This window comes from Micromonospora sp. DT43 (genome assembly GCF_049841645.1).
Classification (GTDB): Bacteria; Actinomycetota; Actinomycetes; order Mycobacteriales; family Micromonosporaceae; genus Micromonospora.
The window spans coordinates 281,341-297,480 of sequence record NZ_JBNCKR010000006.1; the positions used below are offsets into that span (position 1 = coordinate 281,341).

Genomic DNA, 16,140 nt, shown 5'->3' on the forward strand with positions numbered 1-16,140 from the left:
CTCCGGTGAGATCATCGCAGGGGCGGCGGGGGACAGGTACGACCGATCAGGCCGCTCCGGCACCACGGGTGACCACCCGGGGTGCCGGAGCGGCCGATCGCGCGCCACGGTGACCGGCCTGGTCCGGCCCGGTCGACCGGCAGCTACGCTGCACCATCGCTCGCACTCCAGGAGGTTGCGCTGAGACTCGAACTGCGCGGCATCACCAAGCGGTTCGGTGATCTGGTCGCCAACGACCACATCGATCTGACGGTGGAGCCTGGAGAGATCCACGCCCTGCTCGGCGAGAACGGCGCGGGCAAGTCGACCCTGATGAACGTGCTCTACGGGCTCTACCAGCCCGACGAGGGCGAGATCCTGGTCGACGGCACGCCGCTGAAGCTGAAGGGCCCGTCCGATGCCATCGGGGCCGGGATCGGCATGGTGCACCAGCACTTCATGCTGGTGCCGGTCTTCACCGTGGCCGAGAACATCATGCTCGGGGCCGAGCAGGTTCGGGGCGGCATCGCCGGTTTCCTGGACCGGCGGCGCGCCCGGCGCGAGGTCACCGAGGTGTCCGAGCGCTACAACCTGCGGGTCGACCCGGACGCGGTGATCGAGGACCTGCCGGTCGGCATCCAGCAGCGCGTCGAGATCGTCAAGGCGCTCACCCGCGACGTCGACCTGCTCATCCTGGACGAGCCGACCGCGGTGCTCACCCCCCAGGAGACCGAGGAGTTGTTGACGGTCATGCGGTCGCTGAAGGCGGCCGGCAAGTCGATCGTCTTCATCACCCACAAGCTCGGCGAGGTCAAGGCGATCGCCGACCGGATCACGGTGATCCGGCGCGGCAAGACCGTCGGCACGGCCTCGCCGGAGACCAGCCGGGACGAACTGGCCGCGCTGATGGTCGGCCGCAGCGTGCGGCTCACCGTGGACAAGGAGCAGGCCACGCCGGGTGAGCCGGTGCTGGAGGTGGCCGGGCTGGTCGTCGACGACGACCGGCAGATCCGGGCGGTCGACGGCGTGGACCTGACCGTGCGCGCGGGCGAGGTGCTCGGTGTGGCCGGCGTGCAGGGCAACGGCCAGACGGAGCTGATCGAGGCGATCATGGGCCTGCGCCCGGTGCTCGCCGGCACGGTCAGCCTGGGCGGCGACCGGATCGACGGCTGGGCGACCAAGAAGGTGCTCCGCGCCGGCGTCGGGTACGTCCCCGAGGACCGCAGCGTGGACGGCCTGGTCAAGGAGTTCAGCGTCGCCGAGAACCTCGTGCTGGACATCTACGACCGGCCACCGTTCGGCGCCGGGCTCGCCCTCAAGCCGGACGCCATCGCGTCCTCGGCGAAGGAGCGGATCGAGCAGTTCGACGTCCGCACGTCATCGGCGGACGCGGCGGTGGGCACCCTCTCCGGTGGCAACCAGCAGAAGGTGATCGTGGCCCGGGAGCTGTCCCGGCCGTTGAAGCTCTTCATCGCCGCCCAACCGACCCGTGGCGTGGACGTCGGGTCGATCGAGTTCATCCACAGCCAGATCATTCACGAGCGGGACATCGGCACCGCCGTCATGGTGGTCTCCAGCGAACTCGACGAGGTGGTCGGGCTGGCCGACCGGATCGCGGTGATGTACCGCGGACGGATCATCGGCATCGTCGGCCCGGACACCCCGCGCGAGGAGATCGGCCTGCTGATGGCCGGCATCCAGCCGGAGGCGGCCGCCGCGGCCGGCGCGACCCCCGCCGCCGGCGAGCCCGGCGTGGACGACGGGAGCCCGGCGGGCGACGCGGGCTCCGCGAGCGAGGACGAGGCATGAGCGACAATCCGCAGTCGGGTTCCCCGGACAAGGAGCCGGCGAGCGAGGCGCAGGCGGCGCAGAACGCGCTCGGCAACACCGAGCGGGCCGGCACGACCACCGTGCCGAAGGCCCCCGAGTCGCAGCCGAATCCGTCCCTGGGCCGGCTCTTCCTGGACAACCTCTGGGCGGCCAACACCTTCACGGTGACCCTGCTGTCGCTGGTGCTGGCGGTCGTCGTCGGCGCGGTGCTGATGATCATTTCTGATCCGGACGTGCTGCACACCTACTCCTACATCACCGCCCGACCGTCGGACGCCTTCAGCTCCAGCTGGACGCTTGTGAGCGAGGCGTACGCGAACCTGTTCAAGGGTTCGATCTTCGACCCCGAGGCGTTCTCCGGCTGGGTGAACGGCAGCAACGGCTGGCAGGCCGTGCTCGCGCCGATCTCCGAGACGCTTACGTACGCCGCGCCGCTTGTCTTCACCGGCCTGGCGGTCGCGCTTGCCTTCCGCGGCGGCCTGTTCAACATCGGCGCGCAGGGTCAGGCCACCATCGGCGTGATCCTGGCCGCGCTGGCCGGCTTCCTGCTGCCGCTGCCGCCCGGCCTGCACCTGCTGGTCGCGGTGCTGGCGGGCGCTCTGGGCGGGGCCCTCTGGGGCTTCATCCCGGGCATCCTCAAGGCCCGCGCCGGCGCGCACGAGGTGATCAACACGATCATGCTCAACTACGTCGCCACGTACTTCCTGACCTGGCTCATCGTGCAGAACGGTGTGCAGGACCCGAAGCGGACCGACGCGATCAGCAAGGCGGTGGACACCTCCGCGCAGCTGCCCCGCCTGCTCGGCGACAACCTGCGGGTGCACGCCGGCATCCTGCTCGCCGTGCTGGCCACCTGGGCGGTCGCCTGGCTGCTCAACCGGTCCACGCTCGGCTTCGAGCTGCGAGCGGTCGGCGCCAACCCGGACGCCGCGCGGACCGCGGGCATCAGCGTCACCCGGACGTACATCCTGATCATGGTGTTCTCCGGGATCCTGGCCGGTCTGGGCGGCTCGAACATGGTGCTCGGCTCGACCGCCAGCGCGTTGACCCCGCTGGTGGTCGCGCAGATCGGCTTCGACGGCATCCTGGTGGCGCTGCTCGGCCGGGTGAAGCCCTGGGGCGTGCTGCTCGCCGCGCTGCTGTTCGGCGCGCTGCAGGCCGGAGGCAACCGGATGCAGTCGTACTCCGGCATCTCGCTGGAGTTGGTGACAGTGCTCCAGGCGCTGATCGTCATCTTCATCGCCGCACCCGCCCTGGTGAAGGCGATCTTCCAGCTCCGGGCCGCACGGGCCGCCCGGTTGCAGACGAGCCTGGCGAAGGGCTGGTAACGCATGTCCACCATGGCTGTCCCCGACGTCGCCGTCGCCCGGGTCGACGAGGGCTTCTGGACCCGGACCCGCAAGGCCGGCCTCACGCTGCTGGCCCTCGGCCTGCTCTCGGCGGTGCTCTTCGGCGCCCTCGCGACCGACCAGCAGGCCCGTTTCACGCTCAGCGACGACGCGGCCGGCGCGGCGCTGGAGATCAACGGCACGATCGGCGCGATCCTGTTCGGGATCATCACGATCGCCGCAGGCGCGGCGCTGCTCGCCGGAGTGCCGAAGCGCTGGTTCCTCCCCGTGCTCGGCGTCGGGCTTGTCGGCTTCGTGCTCTCCTTCCTCTGCTGGCAGGTCTCCGCCGCGCCGACCGGGCAGAACTTCATGCCGCTGGTCAACATCATCCGGGGCACGTTCATCCTGGCCCTGCCGCTGATCTTCGGTGCGCTCGCCGGGGTGCTCTGCGAGCGGTCCGGCGTGGTCAACGTGGCCATCGAGGGGCAGTTGCTGATGGGCGCGTTCAGCGGCGCCCTGTTCGGCAGCATCTCCGGCAACGTCTGGGTGGGTCTGGTCGCCGCCGCCATCGGTGGCGCGTTCATCTCGCTGCTGCTGGCCGTCTTCGCCATCCGCTACCTGGTTGACCAGGTCGTCATGGGCATCGTGCTGAACCTGCTCGCGGTCGGCGTCACCGGCTTCCTCTACGAGCGGCTGATGCAGACCGACGCGGAGAAGTACAACAGCGCGCCGCGCTTCAGCAACTGGGAGATCCCCCTGCTCAAGGACATCCCGGTGCTCGGGCCGGCGCTGTTCCGCGGCAACATCTTCCTCTACCTCGGCCTGCTCCTGGTCCTGGTGATCCACATCGGGCTGTTCCGCACCCGCTGGGGGCTGCGTACCCGGTCGGTAGGCGAACACCCGATCGCCGCCGACACGCTCGGCGTCAAGGTGCTGCGGGTGCGCTACCGCAACGTCCTGCTGGCGGGCGTGGTCGCGGGCATCGGTGGCGCGTCCTACACGCTGGCGCTCTACTCGTTCACCAAGAACATGATCGGCGGCAAGGGCTTCATCGCGCTGGCCGCGCTGATCTTCGGCCGGTGGAACCCGACCGGAGCGCTGCTCGCCGCGCTCTTCTTCGGTTTCGCCGACCAGCTCGCCACCTACCTGGGCGCGATCAACAGCTCGATTCCCAGCCAGTTCCTGGCCATGCTGCCCTACCTGGCGACGATCCTGGCGGTCGCCGGCCTGGTCGGCCGGGTTCGCGCACCGGCTGCCGACGGCAAGCCGTACATCAAGGGCTGACCCCTGAGCCGTGCCCGGCGGGACTCCCGTCGGGCACAGCCCAGGGCTGCGCCCGGTGTCATGACCCCACTGGCCCCTCGTCACGGGCGTTCGGGCTGCTCACGGGCACCTCTTCGACCCGGAACGCGGGGTACTGCGCCGCGATTGCTGCGAACTCGGCCAGCGGTGCGTGCCGGTCGACGGGGATGTGCGGCCGGGCTCCGGGGACCGTCGCCAGATACCGCTTGAGGATTGGTGCACGCTCATCGGCCGGCACCTCGACCAGACGGCAGATCCGGGCACGCCCGTGCCGGATGGTCACCAGTCCGTCGGCCGCACGCACGTTGCGGACCCAGTTGCAGCTCTCGCCCAACATCGGCACCAGATACCAGTCGCCCTGCCAGTCGGCCATACCCAGCGGGAACCGGGTGAGCCGACCGGTACGGCGTCCCGCGACCTCCAGCGTCACCCAGCGCTTCGGGTGCAGGCCAGCGGCGTACACGGCCGCCCACAGCCGGGCGAATCGGCGGGCCACCGCGTTACCGCGGCCACCCACGTACATTGCGCGGACAGCGTTCTCGGACAACGGCCCATTCCATGACTTCGCCATCAGATCCCCCTCGGGGCGCACGTGCCGGTCCTCGGGTTCAGGATTGGCGATCCCACGCGGGAGATGCAGAGTCGAAGGTCCCCTTCAGCCCGACCGGCGCGCCTTTCTTCGCTTTCGCCGACCAGCTCGCCACCTACCTGGGCGCGATGTGCATCAAGGGCTGACGCACCTCCGGGCCCAGCCCCCACCGTGATCAAGTGATGAGAAGTAGGTGCCAAGGCGGTCTCTGACCTACCTTTCATCACTTGATCATGAAACGACGCTCCGGTGCCGCGGGCCACCTTCGCCGGGCTGGGCCGTGCCGGGTCGGGGAGGTGGCCCTGCTCGCTTCTGACCTGGGCTACTTCGGCAGAATGGCCGGCATGACCGACATTGACTGGGCGCGACTGCGCGCCGCCGCCACCGAGGCGATGCGGAACGCGTACGCGCCGTACTCGACGTTCCCGGTCGGCGCGGCCGCGCTTGTCGACGACGGGCGCATCGTGGTCGGCTGCAACGTGGAGAACGCCGCGTACGGGGTGACGCTCTGCGCCGAGTGTGGAGTGGTCTCCTCGCTGCACGCCACCGGTGGCGGTCGCCTCGTCGCGCTCTCCTGCGTCGACGCCACGGGTGAGCCGCTGATGCCGTGCGGCAGGTGCCGACAACTGCTGTGGGAGCACGGTGGTCCGGACTGCCTCATCGAGTCGAAGACCCGCCCGCTCACGATGGCGGAGCTGCTGCCACACGCCTTCGGTGTGGAGGACCTGGAGGCGGTGACCGGCGAGACGCCGTTGCCTGTGGTCCCGGAGCGGCTGGCCGCGTGGCGGGGACGTGGCACGGTCTTCGTGCACCCGGACATGTCGGCGGGGCAGCAGGTCTGGACGGCGTACTGGGAGCGGTCGGCCGGGGACGACGCGGGCGCCGAGACCGGCGTGCTGGAGGAGGCCCCGAGCTGGAACGATCCGGCCGAGGCGATCACCTGGGGGATGGCTCGCACACCCCGCGTGGTCGTGGTCGACGCGACCGGGACGATCTTCTGGGCCGGCGAGGGGGAGCCGCCTGCGGAGATCCCGGTTCGTTGGGGTTGAGGTTGGGGGGCGGGGGCCGACCGTGCCCGGCTCCGGGCGGTCAGGCTTGATCCCTCCGCCGGGCACGGTCGGCCCCCGCCCCGACGTGGTCACGGGCCGCCGGTCTGGATCTGCACGACGACGTGAGAAGGAACCACAGGGTGAGCGGGTTTGCTGCTGTTGACGTTATTCGGGTCAAGCGGGACGGGGGTGTGCTGTCGGACGCGCAGATCGACTGGGTGATGGACGCGTACACCCGGGGGGTCGTCGCCGACGAGCAGATGTCGGCGCTGGCCATGGCGATCCTGCTCAACGGCATGACCGGGCCGGAGATCGCCCGGTGGACCGCCGCGATGATCGCCAGCGGTGAGCGGCTCGACCTCTCGGCGGTACGTCGCCCGACCGTCGACAAGCACTCCACCGGCGGCGTGGGCGACAAGATCACGCTGCCGCTCACGCCGCTGGTGGCCGCCTGCGGCGCCGCCGTTCCGCAGCTCAGCGGGCGCGGCCTCGGGCACACCGGCGGCACGCTTGACAAGCTGGAGTCCATCCCCGGCTGGCGGGCCGCGCTGAGCAACGACGAGTTCATCGCCCAGCTCGGTGAGGTCGGCGCGGTGATCTGCGCGGCAGGCGCCGGGCTCGCCCCCGCCGACCGCAAGCTGTACGCGTTGCGCGATGTGACAGGCACCGTGGAGGCGATCCCGCTGATCGCCAGCTCGATCATGAGCAAGAAGATCGCCGAGGGCACCGGCGCGCTGGTCCTCGACGTCAAGGTCGGCTCGGGCGCGTTCATGAAGTCCGTCGACCAGGCCCGCGAGCTGGCCCGCACGATGGTCGAGCTGGGCGGTGCGCACGGCGTGCGGACGGTCGCCCTGCTCACCGACATGTCCACCCCGCTCGGCCTGGCCATCGGCAACGCGGTCGAGGTGACCGAGTCGGTCGAGGTGCTGGCCGGAGGTGGGCCGGCCGACGTGGTGGAGCTGACGCTCGCCCTGGCCCGGGAGATGCTCGACGCCGCCGGCCTGCCGGACGCCGACCCGGAGGCGGCCCTGCGCGACGGCCGGGCCATGGACTCGTGGCGGGCGATGATCCGCGCGCAGGGCGGCGACCCGGACGCGCCGATGCCGGCCGCGCCGGAGGTCGAGGTGGTCCACGCCGAGCGGGACGGGCACGTCGCGGCCGTCGACGCGTACGCCATGGGGGTTGCGGCCTGGCGGCTCGGCGCGGGTCGGGCCCGCAAGGAGGACCCGGTGAGCGTGCCGGCCGGGGTGGTGTTGCACAAGCGGCCCGGCGATCCGGTGCGGGCCGGTGACGCCCTCTACGAGCTGCGCGCCGAGGACCCGTCGCGGATTCCGGCGGCCCTGGCGGAGGCAAGTCGCGCGGTGCACATTGCACCTACCGCGCCAACCACGACGCCGCTGGTCATCGAGCGGATCGGCTGACCGGGGCGGGGGTCGGGGCGGCGTGGTGCTCGTCACCTGGGAGCGCTATTCTCGCAGGCCAAGGGGGGACCGCCGGCCTTGAGCCGTCGCGAGCAGACAGGAAGTTGCCCCGTGACCGTACCTGCCCCCGACCCGCGCGAGGTGCGCGAGGCGAGCCTGGACGAGTTGTCCCGGCTCGGGCTTCCGCTGCCACCGGCACAGTTCCCGCTCGTGTGGGAGCCGGGTGACGCGATCGAGCTGCGCCCTCGGGCGGAGATCGAGGCGCGGATCGCCGTGCTGCACCTCATCCTGGCCCGCTGCTTCGGGATGCCCCCGCAGGCGGCGATGAGCTGGCTGCTCGGCTCGCACCTGGTCGAGATGGTCACCCCGCCCGAGTGGCAGTTCGTGATGGGCGGCAAGGGCGACCACCGGTCGTTCGTGCTGCACCACGACGCGCTCTTCGCGCTGGCCTGGGTGCTGGGGCTGAGCAAACAGCTCGATCCCACCCTGGCGGTGGACGAGCGGCTGGTCGAGCGGCTGCCGCACATCGCCGAGGGGGAGACCTTTCCGCGCTGGCAGTCCCGGATCCTCGCCGCGCCGCAGCACCCGGCCGACGCGGCGGCCCTGCTCGATCTGCACTACTGCCTGGACTGGGCCTACCTGGAGACCGAGCGCGGCGGCCGGCGGGCGCCGGGCCTGGTCGACGCGAACGCGATCGGGCAGCGGCGGTGGGCGCTGGAGTGGGCGGTGATCCTGCGCGGGCCGTACCACGACGAGCCGCCGGGCTGGGAAGAGGTCGACCTCTCCACCTGAGCCTCAGCTCGGTCGGTAGGCGTCCAGCTGGACCGCCACGCGCACCCGGATCGGCTCGGGCAGCGCGGCGAGCCGTTCGGCGAGGGCTGTCGGGTCGGTGTGCCAGGCGCTCGGGCCCATCCCGACCAGCGTGGCGATCTCCGGCCGGGTCAGGGCCAGCTCCGCGCGGTGCACCGACGAGCCGACCGGCGTGAAGTGCCCGCCGAGGCTGGCGGCCACCCGGTCGGCCTTGTCCGGGTCCACCCGCAGCAGGTCGAGGGCGTCCACCAGTTCGTCGAGGTGGTCGGCGGCTGGTGTCACCACGAGCAGCGTGCCGGCCGGGTCGAGCACCCGGTGGAACTCGGCGCCGTTGCGCGGGGCGAACACGTTCAGCAGCACTGCTGTCGAGCCGTCCGCGAGGGGCAGCCGTTGCCAGGTGTCGGCGAGCGCCGCGGCGGCCCGGGGATGGACGCGGGCCGCGCGGCGCAGCGCCGGCTTGGACACGTCCAGGGCCAGACCCACGGCGTCCGGCAGCGCCGCCAGCACCGCGCCGAGGTAGCTGCCGGTGCCCGCGCCGGCATCCACCACCAGGGGGTACGCGTCAAAGCCCGCCACCGCCTGCGCCGCCGCCTCGGCCAAAGCGGCCGAGATGACGTCGTAGTGCCCGGCGGCGAGGAAGTCCGCCCGGGCGGCCACCATCTCGGCGGTGTCACCGACGTGCGGGGCTCGGCCGGTGAGCAGGTTGACGTAGCCCTGGCGGGCGACGTCGAAGCTGTGTCGGCGCGGACAGCGCAGCGCCCTCGTGTCGGTGGCCTGCCCCAGTGGGTCGCCGCAGACCGGGCAGCGCAGCCGGTCGAGGATGCGGGGATCCACGTCAGGCCTCCGTTGCGGGCTGCGGCCGGGACGCCCGGAGGCCCGGATCGGCGAGGTGGTCGACCACCCGGTGGGTGAGCGCGCCGAGGGCGTCGACCTCCGACGGGGTGAGCAGGTCGATCAGGTGCCGTCGGACGGCGGCCACGTGACCGGGGGCGGCGGCCTCGATGGCCCGCCGGCCCGCCGGGGTGAGCACGACGATCGAACCGCGGGCATCGTCGGCGCACTCCTCGCGGGTCACCAGGCCGCGCTGCTGCATCCGGCTCAGGTGGTGGGAGAGGCGGCTACGTGACCACAGCATCCTGTCCGCCAGCTCGCTGAGGCGCAGACGCCCCCGGGGTGTCTCGGAGAGGTCGGACAGCACGTCGTAGTCCGGCTCGGAGAGGCCGGCGTCCTGGGTCAGCTCCCGGGCCAGCTCCAGGTCGAGCAGTCGACGCATCCGGCGGTAGCCGCGCCAGGCGCGCTCCTCCCGTTCGTCCAACCACCGGGCCGCGTCCATACGTCGAGTCTAGTGCTTTCGTTGACATGTCATCGATCTGCCTCTAGTTTAGATGACATGTCAACAAATTCTCCCGGACGATCCGGACAACGGCCTCGCGGGTGCCGCAGTGAGTGACCGACTGTGGGAGCTGTTCGGTAAGCGGGGGCGCGGGGTGCTGGTCACCCTGCGTCGGGACGGGCGGCCCCAGCTGTCCAACCTCGACTACCTGGCCGAGCCGGGGCTGATCCGCTGCTCCACGACCGGTGACCGGGCGAAGGTGCGCAACCTGCGCCGCGATCCCCGGGCCAGCTTTCACGTGACCACGCCCGACGGCGGCGCGTACGCGGTCGCGGAGGGAACCGTGACGCTCACCGACCCGGCCGTGGCCACCACCGACGACACGGTCGAGGAACTCGTCGAGGTCTACCGGCGGATTCGCGGTGACCACCCGGACTGGGCGGACTACCGCGCCGCCATGGTTGCCGACGGGCGGCTCGTGATCCGCCTCGACGTGCACAGGGTGTACGGCTGGCGGCCGTGACTCCCGGCCGGTCCCGTACCGGTCGGCCCAGGCCGCTGACTAGGGTCTGAGCATGGTCGCAACTATCCGGTACGAGGACATCGTCAAGGTCCCGAAGGCGCTGCTGCACGACCACCTCGACGGCGGGCTGCGGCCGGCGACGATCGTCGAGCTGGCCGCGGAGGTGGGCCACGAACTGCCCACCACCGATCCGGAGGCGCTCGGACGCTGGTTCGTCGAAGCCGCCGACTCCGGGTCGCTGGAGCGGTACCTGGAGACGTTCGCGCACACCGTGGCGGTCATGCAGACTCCGCCGGCGCTGCGCCGGGTGGCGCGCGAGTGCGCTCTGGACCTGGCCGCCGACGGGGTGGTCTACGCCGAGGTGCGTTTCGCTCCCGAACAGCACCTGGAACGGGACCTGAGCCTCGACGAGGTGGTCGAGGCCGTGCTGGCCGGGTTCGCCGAGGGCACCGCCCAGGCGGCCGAGGCCGGCCTGACCATCCGGGTGGGCACCCTGCTCACCGCCATGCGGCACGCGGCGCGCTCGCAGGAGATCGCCGAGCTGGCCGTGCGGCACCGCGACGCCGGGGTGGTCGGCTTCGACATCGCCGGCGCCGAGGCGGGCTTCCCGCCCACCCGTCACCTGGACGCCTTCGAATACCTCCAGCGGGAGAACTTCCACTTCACCATCCACGCCGGTGAGGCGTTCGGTCTGCCGTCGATCTGGCAGGCGATCCAGTGGTGTGGCGCGGACCGGCTCGGCCACGGCGTACGGATCGTCGACGACATCGCCCCCGACGGCTCGCTCGGCCGACTGGCCGCGTACGTGCGGGACAAGCGAATCCCGCTGGAGCTGTGCCCCTCGTCGAACGTGCAGACCGGCGCGGTGGCCTCGATCGCCGACCATCCGATCGGGCTCCTGCGCGACCTGCGGTTCCGGGCCACCGTCAACACCGACAACCGGCTCATGAGCGGCACCTCCATGTCCCGGGAGATGTCGCTGCTGGTGGAGACGTTCGGCTACGGCTGGCGCGAGTTGCAGTGGTTCACCATCAACGCGATGAAGAGCGCCTTCATCCCGTTCGACGAGCGACTGCGGATCATCGACGAGGTGATCAAGCCGGCGTACGCGGAGTTGCTGGCCTGAGTTCAGCCGTGCGGGTGGCCGGCGAGCAGGCCGGCCACCCGACGCAGCACCTCCCGGGCTCGGGCGGCCTCGGCACCCAGCCCGGTCTGCCGGCGCAGCACCGCCGGCTCCGCCCGCAGCAGGGCCACGCCACGTCGGACCAGCACCCGGGGCGCCTTGCGCTGCTCGGCCAGGTCGCGGGCCAGCCGGCGCAGGAAGGTCGCCCCGCGCGGGCGGCGCAGCGCGTACGCCCCGGCGAGCAGGCCACGGCTGCGGCACTCCTCGACGATCTCGGCGGCGAAAATCCCTTCGGCCACGAAAAGTGGCGATCCGTCGACATCAAATGGCCGGGTGGCCACCCGTCGATCCGCGCCGATCGCATAAACCGGCACATCGGCACGGCCCTCGCGGGCAAGTCGAGCAATCGTTTCGACGGCGGTCAGGGCGTCCCAGGACAGCGGCGACTCCCAATCGACCTGGCCGTTTCGTAGCGGCAACGTAGGGTCATCGCCGTCTTTGTAGAAGTCGTCCAAACACAGCACCGGCAAGCCTGTTTGCTGCGCTATGTACGACTTTCCGGAGCCTGAGGGGCCGGCGAGCAGGACAACGCGGTGGGGATGTTCCATTACCTTCAGTTACTCCGGCCAGACGGACTGCTATCAAATCGCATCAACATCTCATCACACTCCCGGCCGGTGACAACCTGGGCTTTCTTCTTGTCGACCGGCGTGATGGAATCTCGGGGGTCCGACCCGCCGGGTCGGTCGCTGGGCGTTGCCCGGGGCAACGCGTTCAAGCTGTAATCGCGAGGGCGGTGACGTGAGCAAACGGCCAAAGACGGCGGGCTCCTTCCTGTCGCGGCTGCGCCGGCCGGCCAGCCGGCTCCGGGACATGCCGATCTGGTCCAAGCTCGGTCTCATCATGATCGTGCCGACCATCGCCACGGTCGTCGTGGGCACCAGTGGTCTCGTCGACCACCTGGAGACGCTCAACAATGCCAACCGAGCCGGCGACCTGGCCAACCTGTCGAGCTACTCGGGTGACCTGGTCGACACGCTGCAGGACGAGCGGACCACCGCCGTGCTGCTGTTGCAGGCCACCGGGACGCAGCCGAAGGCGCAGTACCAGGAGGCCTACAACCGGGTGAACTCCCGGGTCGACCAGCGGACGGGCCCGTACCGGCAGCAGCGCGGTGAGATCGAGGACCTGCCGGGCAGCCTTGAGGGTCTGCTCGACAGCATCGACCAGAACCTGCAGGAGCTGCCGGGCACCCGCAGCCAGGTGTTCAACGGCAAGCTCAGGCTCGCCGACGCCCTCCAGCAGTACGAGGGTCTGATCAACGACCTGCTCGCCATCCGTGACTCGGCCACCCAGCTCGCCGGCAACAGCGACCTGAGCGACCGGATGCGCGCCGCCGCGGCTGTCGCCCGGGAGAAGGAGTTCCTCGCCGTCCGCCGGGTCGTCGTGCACCGCGCACTGGGCGTGCAGGGCGGGCAGCGGCTGACGCCGGCGCTGCGCACCGACTACATCGCCAGTGGCACCGGCCAGCAGCAGGCGCTGCAGAGCTTCAAGGCCGTCGCCACCCCGGACGAGGCGAAGTTCCACGACCAGACGGTCGCCGGTGGCGATCGCCGCCAAGCGCAGAACTACGTCGGCTGGATCGACGGCAACACCAACGGCGACATGCGCGGCGCCCCGTTCGGCCCGGACCAGTGGGATTCGGCCATGACGGCCAACGCCAAGCTGATCCGCACCGTCGAGACCAAGCTCGACGGCGACGTGGTCAACGAGGCCGACAACCTGCGCTCGGACGTTCAGCGTCAGGTGTTCCTGGAGACCGGCCTGCTGCTCAGCATGCTGCTGCTGGCCATCCTCTTCGCGTACCTGGTCGCCCGCTCGATGGCCCGCTCCCTGCGTGAACTGCGCCAGGGCGCCCTCTCCATCGCCCAGTACGGGCTGCCGCAGGCGGTCGCCCGACTCCGTGACCCGCAGGTCGTCGGGCAGCTCTCGCCCGTGCAGTTGGCCAACCAGATCGCCGAGCCGTTGCCGGTCCGCAGCAAGGACGAGTTCGGCCAGGTGACCGAGGCGTTCAACGCCGTCCACCTGGAAGCCGTCCGGACGGCCGCCGAGCAGGCTGCCCTGCGTGCCTCCGTCGCGACCATGTTCGTCAACCTGGCCCGCCGTTCGCAGATCCTGGTCGACCGCCTCATCGGTCACCTCGACCGGTTGGAGCGCGGCGAGGAGGACCCGGACCGGCTGGCCGAGCTGTTCCAGCTCGACCACCTGGCCACCCGGATGCGCCGCAACGACGAGAACCTGCTCGTGCTCGCGGGCGCCGACTCCACCCGCGTGCAGCGCGAGCCGGCCGCGCTCATCGACGTGCTGCGCGCCGCGCAGTCCGAGGTCGAGCACTACACCCGCATCGAGTTCGGGGTCATCGACCGGGACATCGAGGTCGCCGCGCACGCGGTCAACGACCTGGTGCACCTCGTCGCCGAGCTGTTCGACAACGCCACCGCGTTCTCCCCTCCGGACTCGCAGGTCATGGTCGAGGCCCGCCGGGTCGGCGACCGCGCCTCGCTCTACGTGGAGGACCGCGGCATCGGCATCAGCCGCGAGCAGCTGCACGAGCTCAACGACAAGCTCGCGACGCCGCCGCAGGTGGATGTCGCCGTGTCCCGGATGATGGGCCTGGTCGTGGTCGCCCGTCTGGCGTCGCGGCACGGGGTCCGCGTCGAGCTGCGCCCCGGCGCCGACCGTGGCACGGTCGCCGACGTGACGCTGCCGACCTCGGTGCTGGTGCCCCGGGCGCTGTCCGGTCGGCAGCAGCAGCCGCCGGCCCTGCCCGCCGCCGGCCCGCAGCACGGCGGGCCCCCGCCCGCCCTCGGCGCCCTGCCCGCGCTGGGTAACGGTCCCCGCCCCAGCGAGTCCGGCAACCAGGTCACCCTGGGCGGTCGGCCGTTCGACCCGGCTTCGCGCAACGGCGCCGGCACGCCCGCCAACACCGGCGCGTACCGTTCGATGCCCGCCTGGTCGGACCTGACCGGCGCGAGCGCCAGCAACGGGGTCAACGGCGGCGACGGGTTCACGCCCCGGACGGCCAACGGCCAGTCCATCGACCCGCTGCCGCAGCGCCGGGCCGGCGACGAGCCGACGACCACCGGCCAGCAGCCGACCATCCCCCGGCAGTTGCCCAGCAGCCCGGAGGCGCACCCGTACTCCGCGCCGCCGGTCTCCGCGCAGCCGTACTCCGGTGCGCCGGTCTCCGCCTCGCCGGCGTCCGGTCAGCCGTACTCCGGTCAGCCCTACTCGGGTGCGCCGTACGGCGGTCCGCCGGTGTCCGCCGCTCCGGCCTCCGGTCAGCCGTACGGTGGTCCGCCGGTGTCCGCGTCGCCGGTCTCGGCCTCTCCGGCGTCGGCTCAGCCGTACTCGGCGCCGCCGGCCTCCGGCCAGTCGTTCAGCGGCTTCACGCCCCGGTCCGCCCCGCCCGCCCCGGCGCCCAGCGCCCCGGCACCGCCGGCCTGGCCGCCGGTGCCCAGTGGCGAGCGCGACACGCAGACCCCGCCGGTGCCCGAGCGGCTCGCCGCCGCTCTGGACATGACGACGGAGCTGCCCCGGATACCGCGCCCCGGCGACCAGCCGAGCACCGCGGCCCAACCGCCGGCGCCCCAGGCTCCGCAGACCCGAGCCCCGCAGGCTCAGGGCCCGCAGGCCCAGGTGTCGCCGCCGCCGGCGCAGACCCGCCCGGCACCGCAGCAGCCGCAGGCCCAGAACCGCCAGCGGTACGCGGACGAGACCATGGAGCTGCCGATCTTCCGGGAGCTCGAGTCCGCCTGGTTCCGTACCCGCCGTTCGGGTTCGGACGAGCCCGCAGCCGCCGACAAGCCGGCGGCGAACGGCGGTGGCGGTGCGAACGGCGGTGGCGGTGACGCGACCCAGCAGTTCGCGACGGTCGAGGCCACCGGTCGGGCAGTCCACAAGACAGCACCCGGGACGACAGGTAACACGCCGATGGCAGACACTCCGACGGCCGGAGGAGCGCCGCGGGACAACGGGTCGACAGCGAACGGGGGCACACGCCCCGGCCTCGCCGAGAGCCTGCCGAACCGCCGGCCCCAATCGCAGACCAACGGCTGGCAGACCGCCGCCGACGACGGCTGGCGTGCCGCCTCCGCAGCGGCCACCGCCGTGCCGGTGAACGAGACCACCACGACCGGTCTGCCGAAGCGCAAGCCGATGGCGCAGCTGGTGCCGGGCGCGGTGGAGAAGCCCGCCACCTCGGTCCAGCGGCGATCCCCGGAGGCGGTCCGTGGCCTGCTCTCCGCCTACCACCGGGGCGTGCAGCGAGGGCGTAGCACCTCGGACAACCCGACCAGCCCGGAGGCGACTCCGGGAGGGCAGCAATCCTCGCAGTCTGGCTCAGGCTCAGCGGCCGGGAGCGGGCAGAAGGAGCAAGAAGGATGACAACTACGCAGGATCTTGGTTGGCTGCTTGCCAACTTCGCCGACCGGGTGCCCGGTGTCGCACATGCGGTCGCCGTCTCGGCGGACGGCCTGCTTCTCGCGTCGTCACGGGATCTGCCGCGGGACCGGGCCGACCAGCTCGCCGCGATCGCGTCCGGTCTGGTCAGCCTGACCCAGGGGGCGGCCCGCTGCTTCGAGGGAGGCGCGGTGCTCCAGACCGTCGTGGAGATGGACAATGGCTTCCTGTTCCTGATGTCCATCTCGGACGGTTCGTCCTTCGCCGTGCTGGCGGCCCGCAGCTCCGACGTCGGGCAGGTTGGTTACGAGATGGCGCTCCTGGTCGACCGGGTGGGCGACGCCCTGACCCCGCAGCCGCGTGCGGCCGCGGGCATGCTGGGCTGACGCCTC

General features: G+C 71.6%; 14 protein-coding genes. 10 read left to right on the forward strand and 4 right to left on the reverse strand.

Translation table 11 applies throughout. The features are described 5' to 3' along the window. Positions 1-81 precede the first annotated feature (81 nt). The 3 genes from ACLQ26_RS17585 to ACLQ26_RS17595 are packed head-to-tail and all read left to right on the forward strand — an operon-like array spanning position 82 to position 4,421. Positions 82-1,788 (forward strand): ABC transporter ATP-binding protein, encoded by a 1,707-nt coding sequence (locus tag ACLQ26_RS17585; protein WP_425745419.1) that lies wholly within the window; start codon positions 82-84, stop codon positions 1,786-1,788. Then, positions 1,785-3,137 carry an ABC transporter permease gene (locus ACLQ26_RS17590; RefSeq protein ID WP_425745420.1) on the forward strand — a complete coding sequence of 451 codons (1,353 nt, stop codon included), beginning with the start codon at positions 1,785-1,787 and terminating at the stop codon, positions 3,135-3,137. The genes ACLQ26_RS17585 and ACLQ26_RS17590 overlap by 4 nt, the downstream gene beginning before the upstream one ends. Positions 3,138-3,140: 3 nt before the next feature. Then, positions 3,141-4,421: an ABC transporter permease gene (locus ACLQ26_RS17595; protein ID WP_425745421.1), complete on the forward strand. Its 1,281-nt coding sequence runs from the start codon at positions 3,141-3,143 to the stop codon at positions 4,419-4,421. 58 nt (positions 4,422-4,479) lie between these two features. Here the strand turns inward: ACLQ26_RS17595 and ACLQ26_RS17600 are convergent, their stop codons facing one another. Next, positions 4,480-4,986: a nitroreductase/quinone reductase family protein gene (locus ACLQ26_RS17600; RefSeq protein WP_425745422.1), complete on the reverse strand. Its 507-nt coding sequence runs from the start codon at positions 4,984-4,986 to the stop codon at positions 4,480-4,482. 386 nt (positions 4,987-5,372) lie between these two features. Between ACLQ26_RS17600 and ACLQ26_RS17605 the strand changes: the two genes are divergently transcribed. From ACLQ26_RS17605 to ACLQ26_RS17615, 3 genes are all read left to right on the forward strand, one after another. Continuing rightward, a complete protein-coding gene (locus ACLQ26_RS17605) occupies positions 5,373-6,077 on the forward strand; it encodes a cytidine deaminase (RefSeq protein ID WP_425745423.1) in 705 nt (234 codons plus the stop codon). A gap of 140 nt (positions 6,078-6,217) precedes the next feature. Next, a complete protein-coding gene (locus tag ACLQ26_RS17610) occupies positions 6,218-7,498 on the forward strand; it encodes a thymidine phosphorylase (protein ID WP_425745424.1) in 1,281 nt (426 codons plus the stop codon). Positions 7,499-7,609: 111 nt separating this feature from the next. Beyond that, positions 7,610-8,290 (forward strand): DUF4272 domain-containing protein, encoded by a 681-nt coding sequence (locus tag ACLQ26_RS17615; RefSeq protein WP_393293363.1) that lies wholly within the window; start codon positions 7,610-7,612, stop codon positions 8,288-8,290. Positions 8,291-8,293: 3 nt separating this feature from the next. Here the strand turns inward: ACLQ26_RS17615 and ACLQ26_RS17620 are convergent, their stop codons facing one another. After that, on the reverse strand, positions 8,294-9,142 hold the full coding sequence (locus ACLQ26_RS17620) for a putative RNA methyltransferase (RefSeq protein WP_425745425.1): 849 nt from the start codon (positions 9,140-9,142) through the stop codon (positions 8,294-8,296). Position 9,143: 1 nt separating this feature from the next. After that, entirely contained in the window at positions 9,144-9,641 is a 498-nt protein-coding gene (locus tag ACLQ26_RS17625) for a MarR family winged helix-turn-helix transcriptional regulator (RefSeq protein ID WP_425745426.1), read from the reverse strand. Between the two features lie 109 nt (positions 9,642-9,750). Here ACLQ26_RS17625 and ACLQ26_RS17630 point away from each other — a divergent pair, with 109 nt between their 5' ends. Then, positions 9,751-10,164, forward strand: a complete 414-nt coding sequence (locus ACLQ26_RS17630) for a PPOX class F420-dependent oxidoreductase (RefSeq protein WP_425745427.1) — start codon at positions 9,751-9,753, stop codon at positions 10,162-10,164. A gap of 52 nt (positions 10,165-10,216) precedes the next feature. Then, the gene (locus ACLQ26_RS17635) at positions 10,217-11,290 is read left to right on the forward strand and encodes an adenosine deaminase (protein ID WP_425745428.1); all 1,074 of its coding nucleotides are present in this window, start codon (positions 10,217-10,219) and stop codon (positions 11,288-11,290) included. Positions 11,291-11,292: 2 nt separating this feature from the next. On the opposite strand, the gene ACLQ26_RS17640 is transcribed toward ACLQ26_RS17635, so the two are convergent. Continuing rightward, on the reverse strand, positions 11,293-11,586 hold the full coding sequence (locus tag ACLQ26_RS17640) for a hypothetical protein (protein WP_363678352.1): 294 nt from the start codon (positions 11,584-11,586) through the stop codon (positions 11,293-11,295). A 502-nt stretch (positions 11,587-12,088) separates the two neighbouring features. Here ACLQ26_RS17640 and ACLQ26_RS17645 point away from each other — a divergent pair. Together ACLQ26_RS17645 and ACLQ26_RS17650 are read left to right on the forward strand one after the other, a co-directional pair. After that, positions 12,089-15,733 (forward strand): nitrate- and nitrite sensing domain-containing protein, encoded by a 3,645-nt coding sequence (locus ACLQ26_RS17645; protein WP_425745429.1) that lies wholly within the window; start codon positions 12,089-12,091, stop codon positions 15,731-15,733. After that, positions 15,730-16,134, forward strand: a complete 405-nt coding sequence (locus tag ACLQ26_RS17650; protein WP_007455462.1) for a roadblock/LC7 domain-containing protein — start codon at positions 15,730-15,732, stop codon at positions 16,132-16,134. Before ACLQ26_RS17645 ends, ACLQ26_RS17650 begins: the two co-directional genes overlap by 4 nt. Positions 16,135-16,140: the final 6 nt, after the last annotated feature.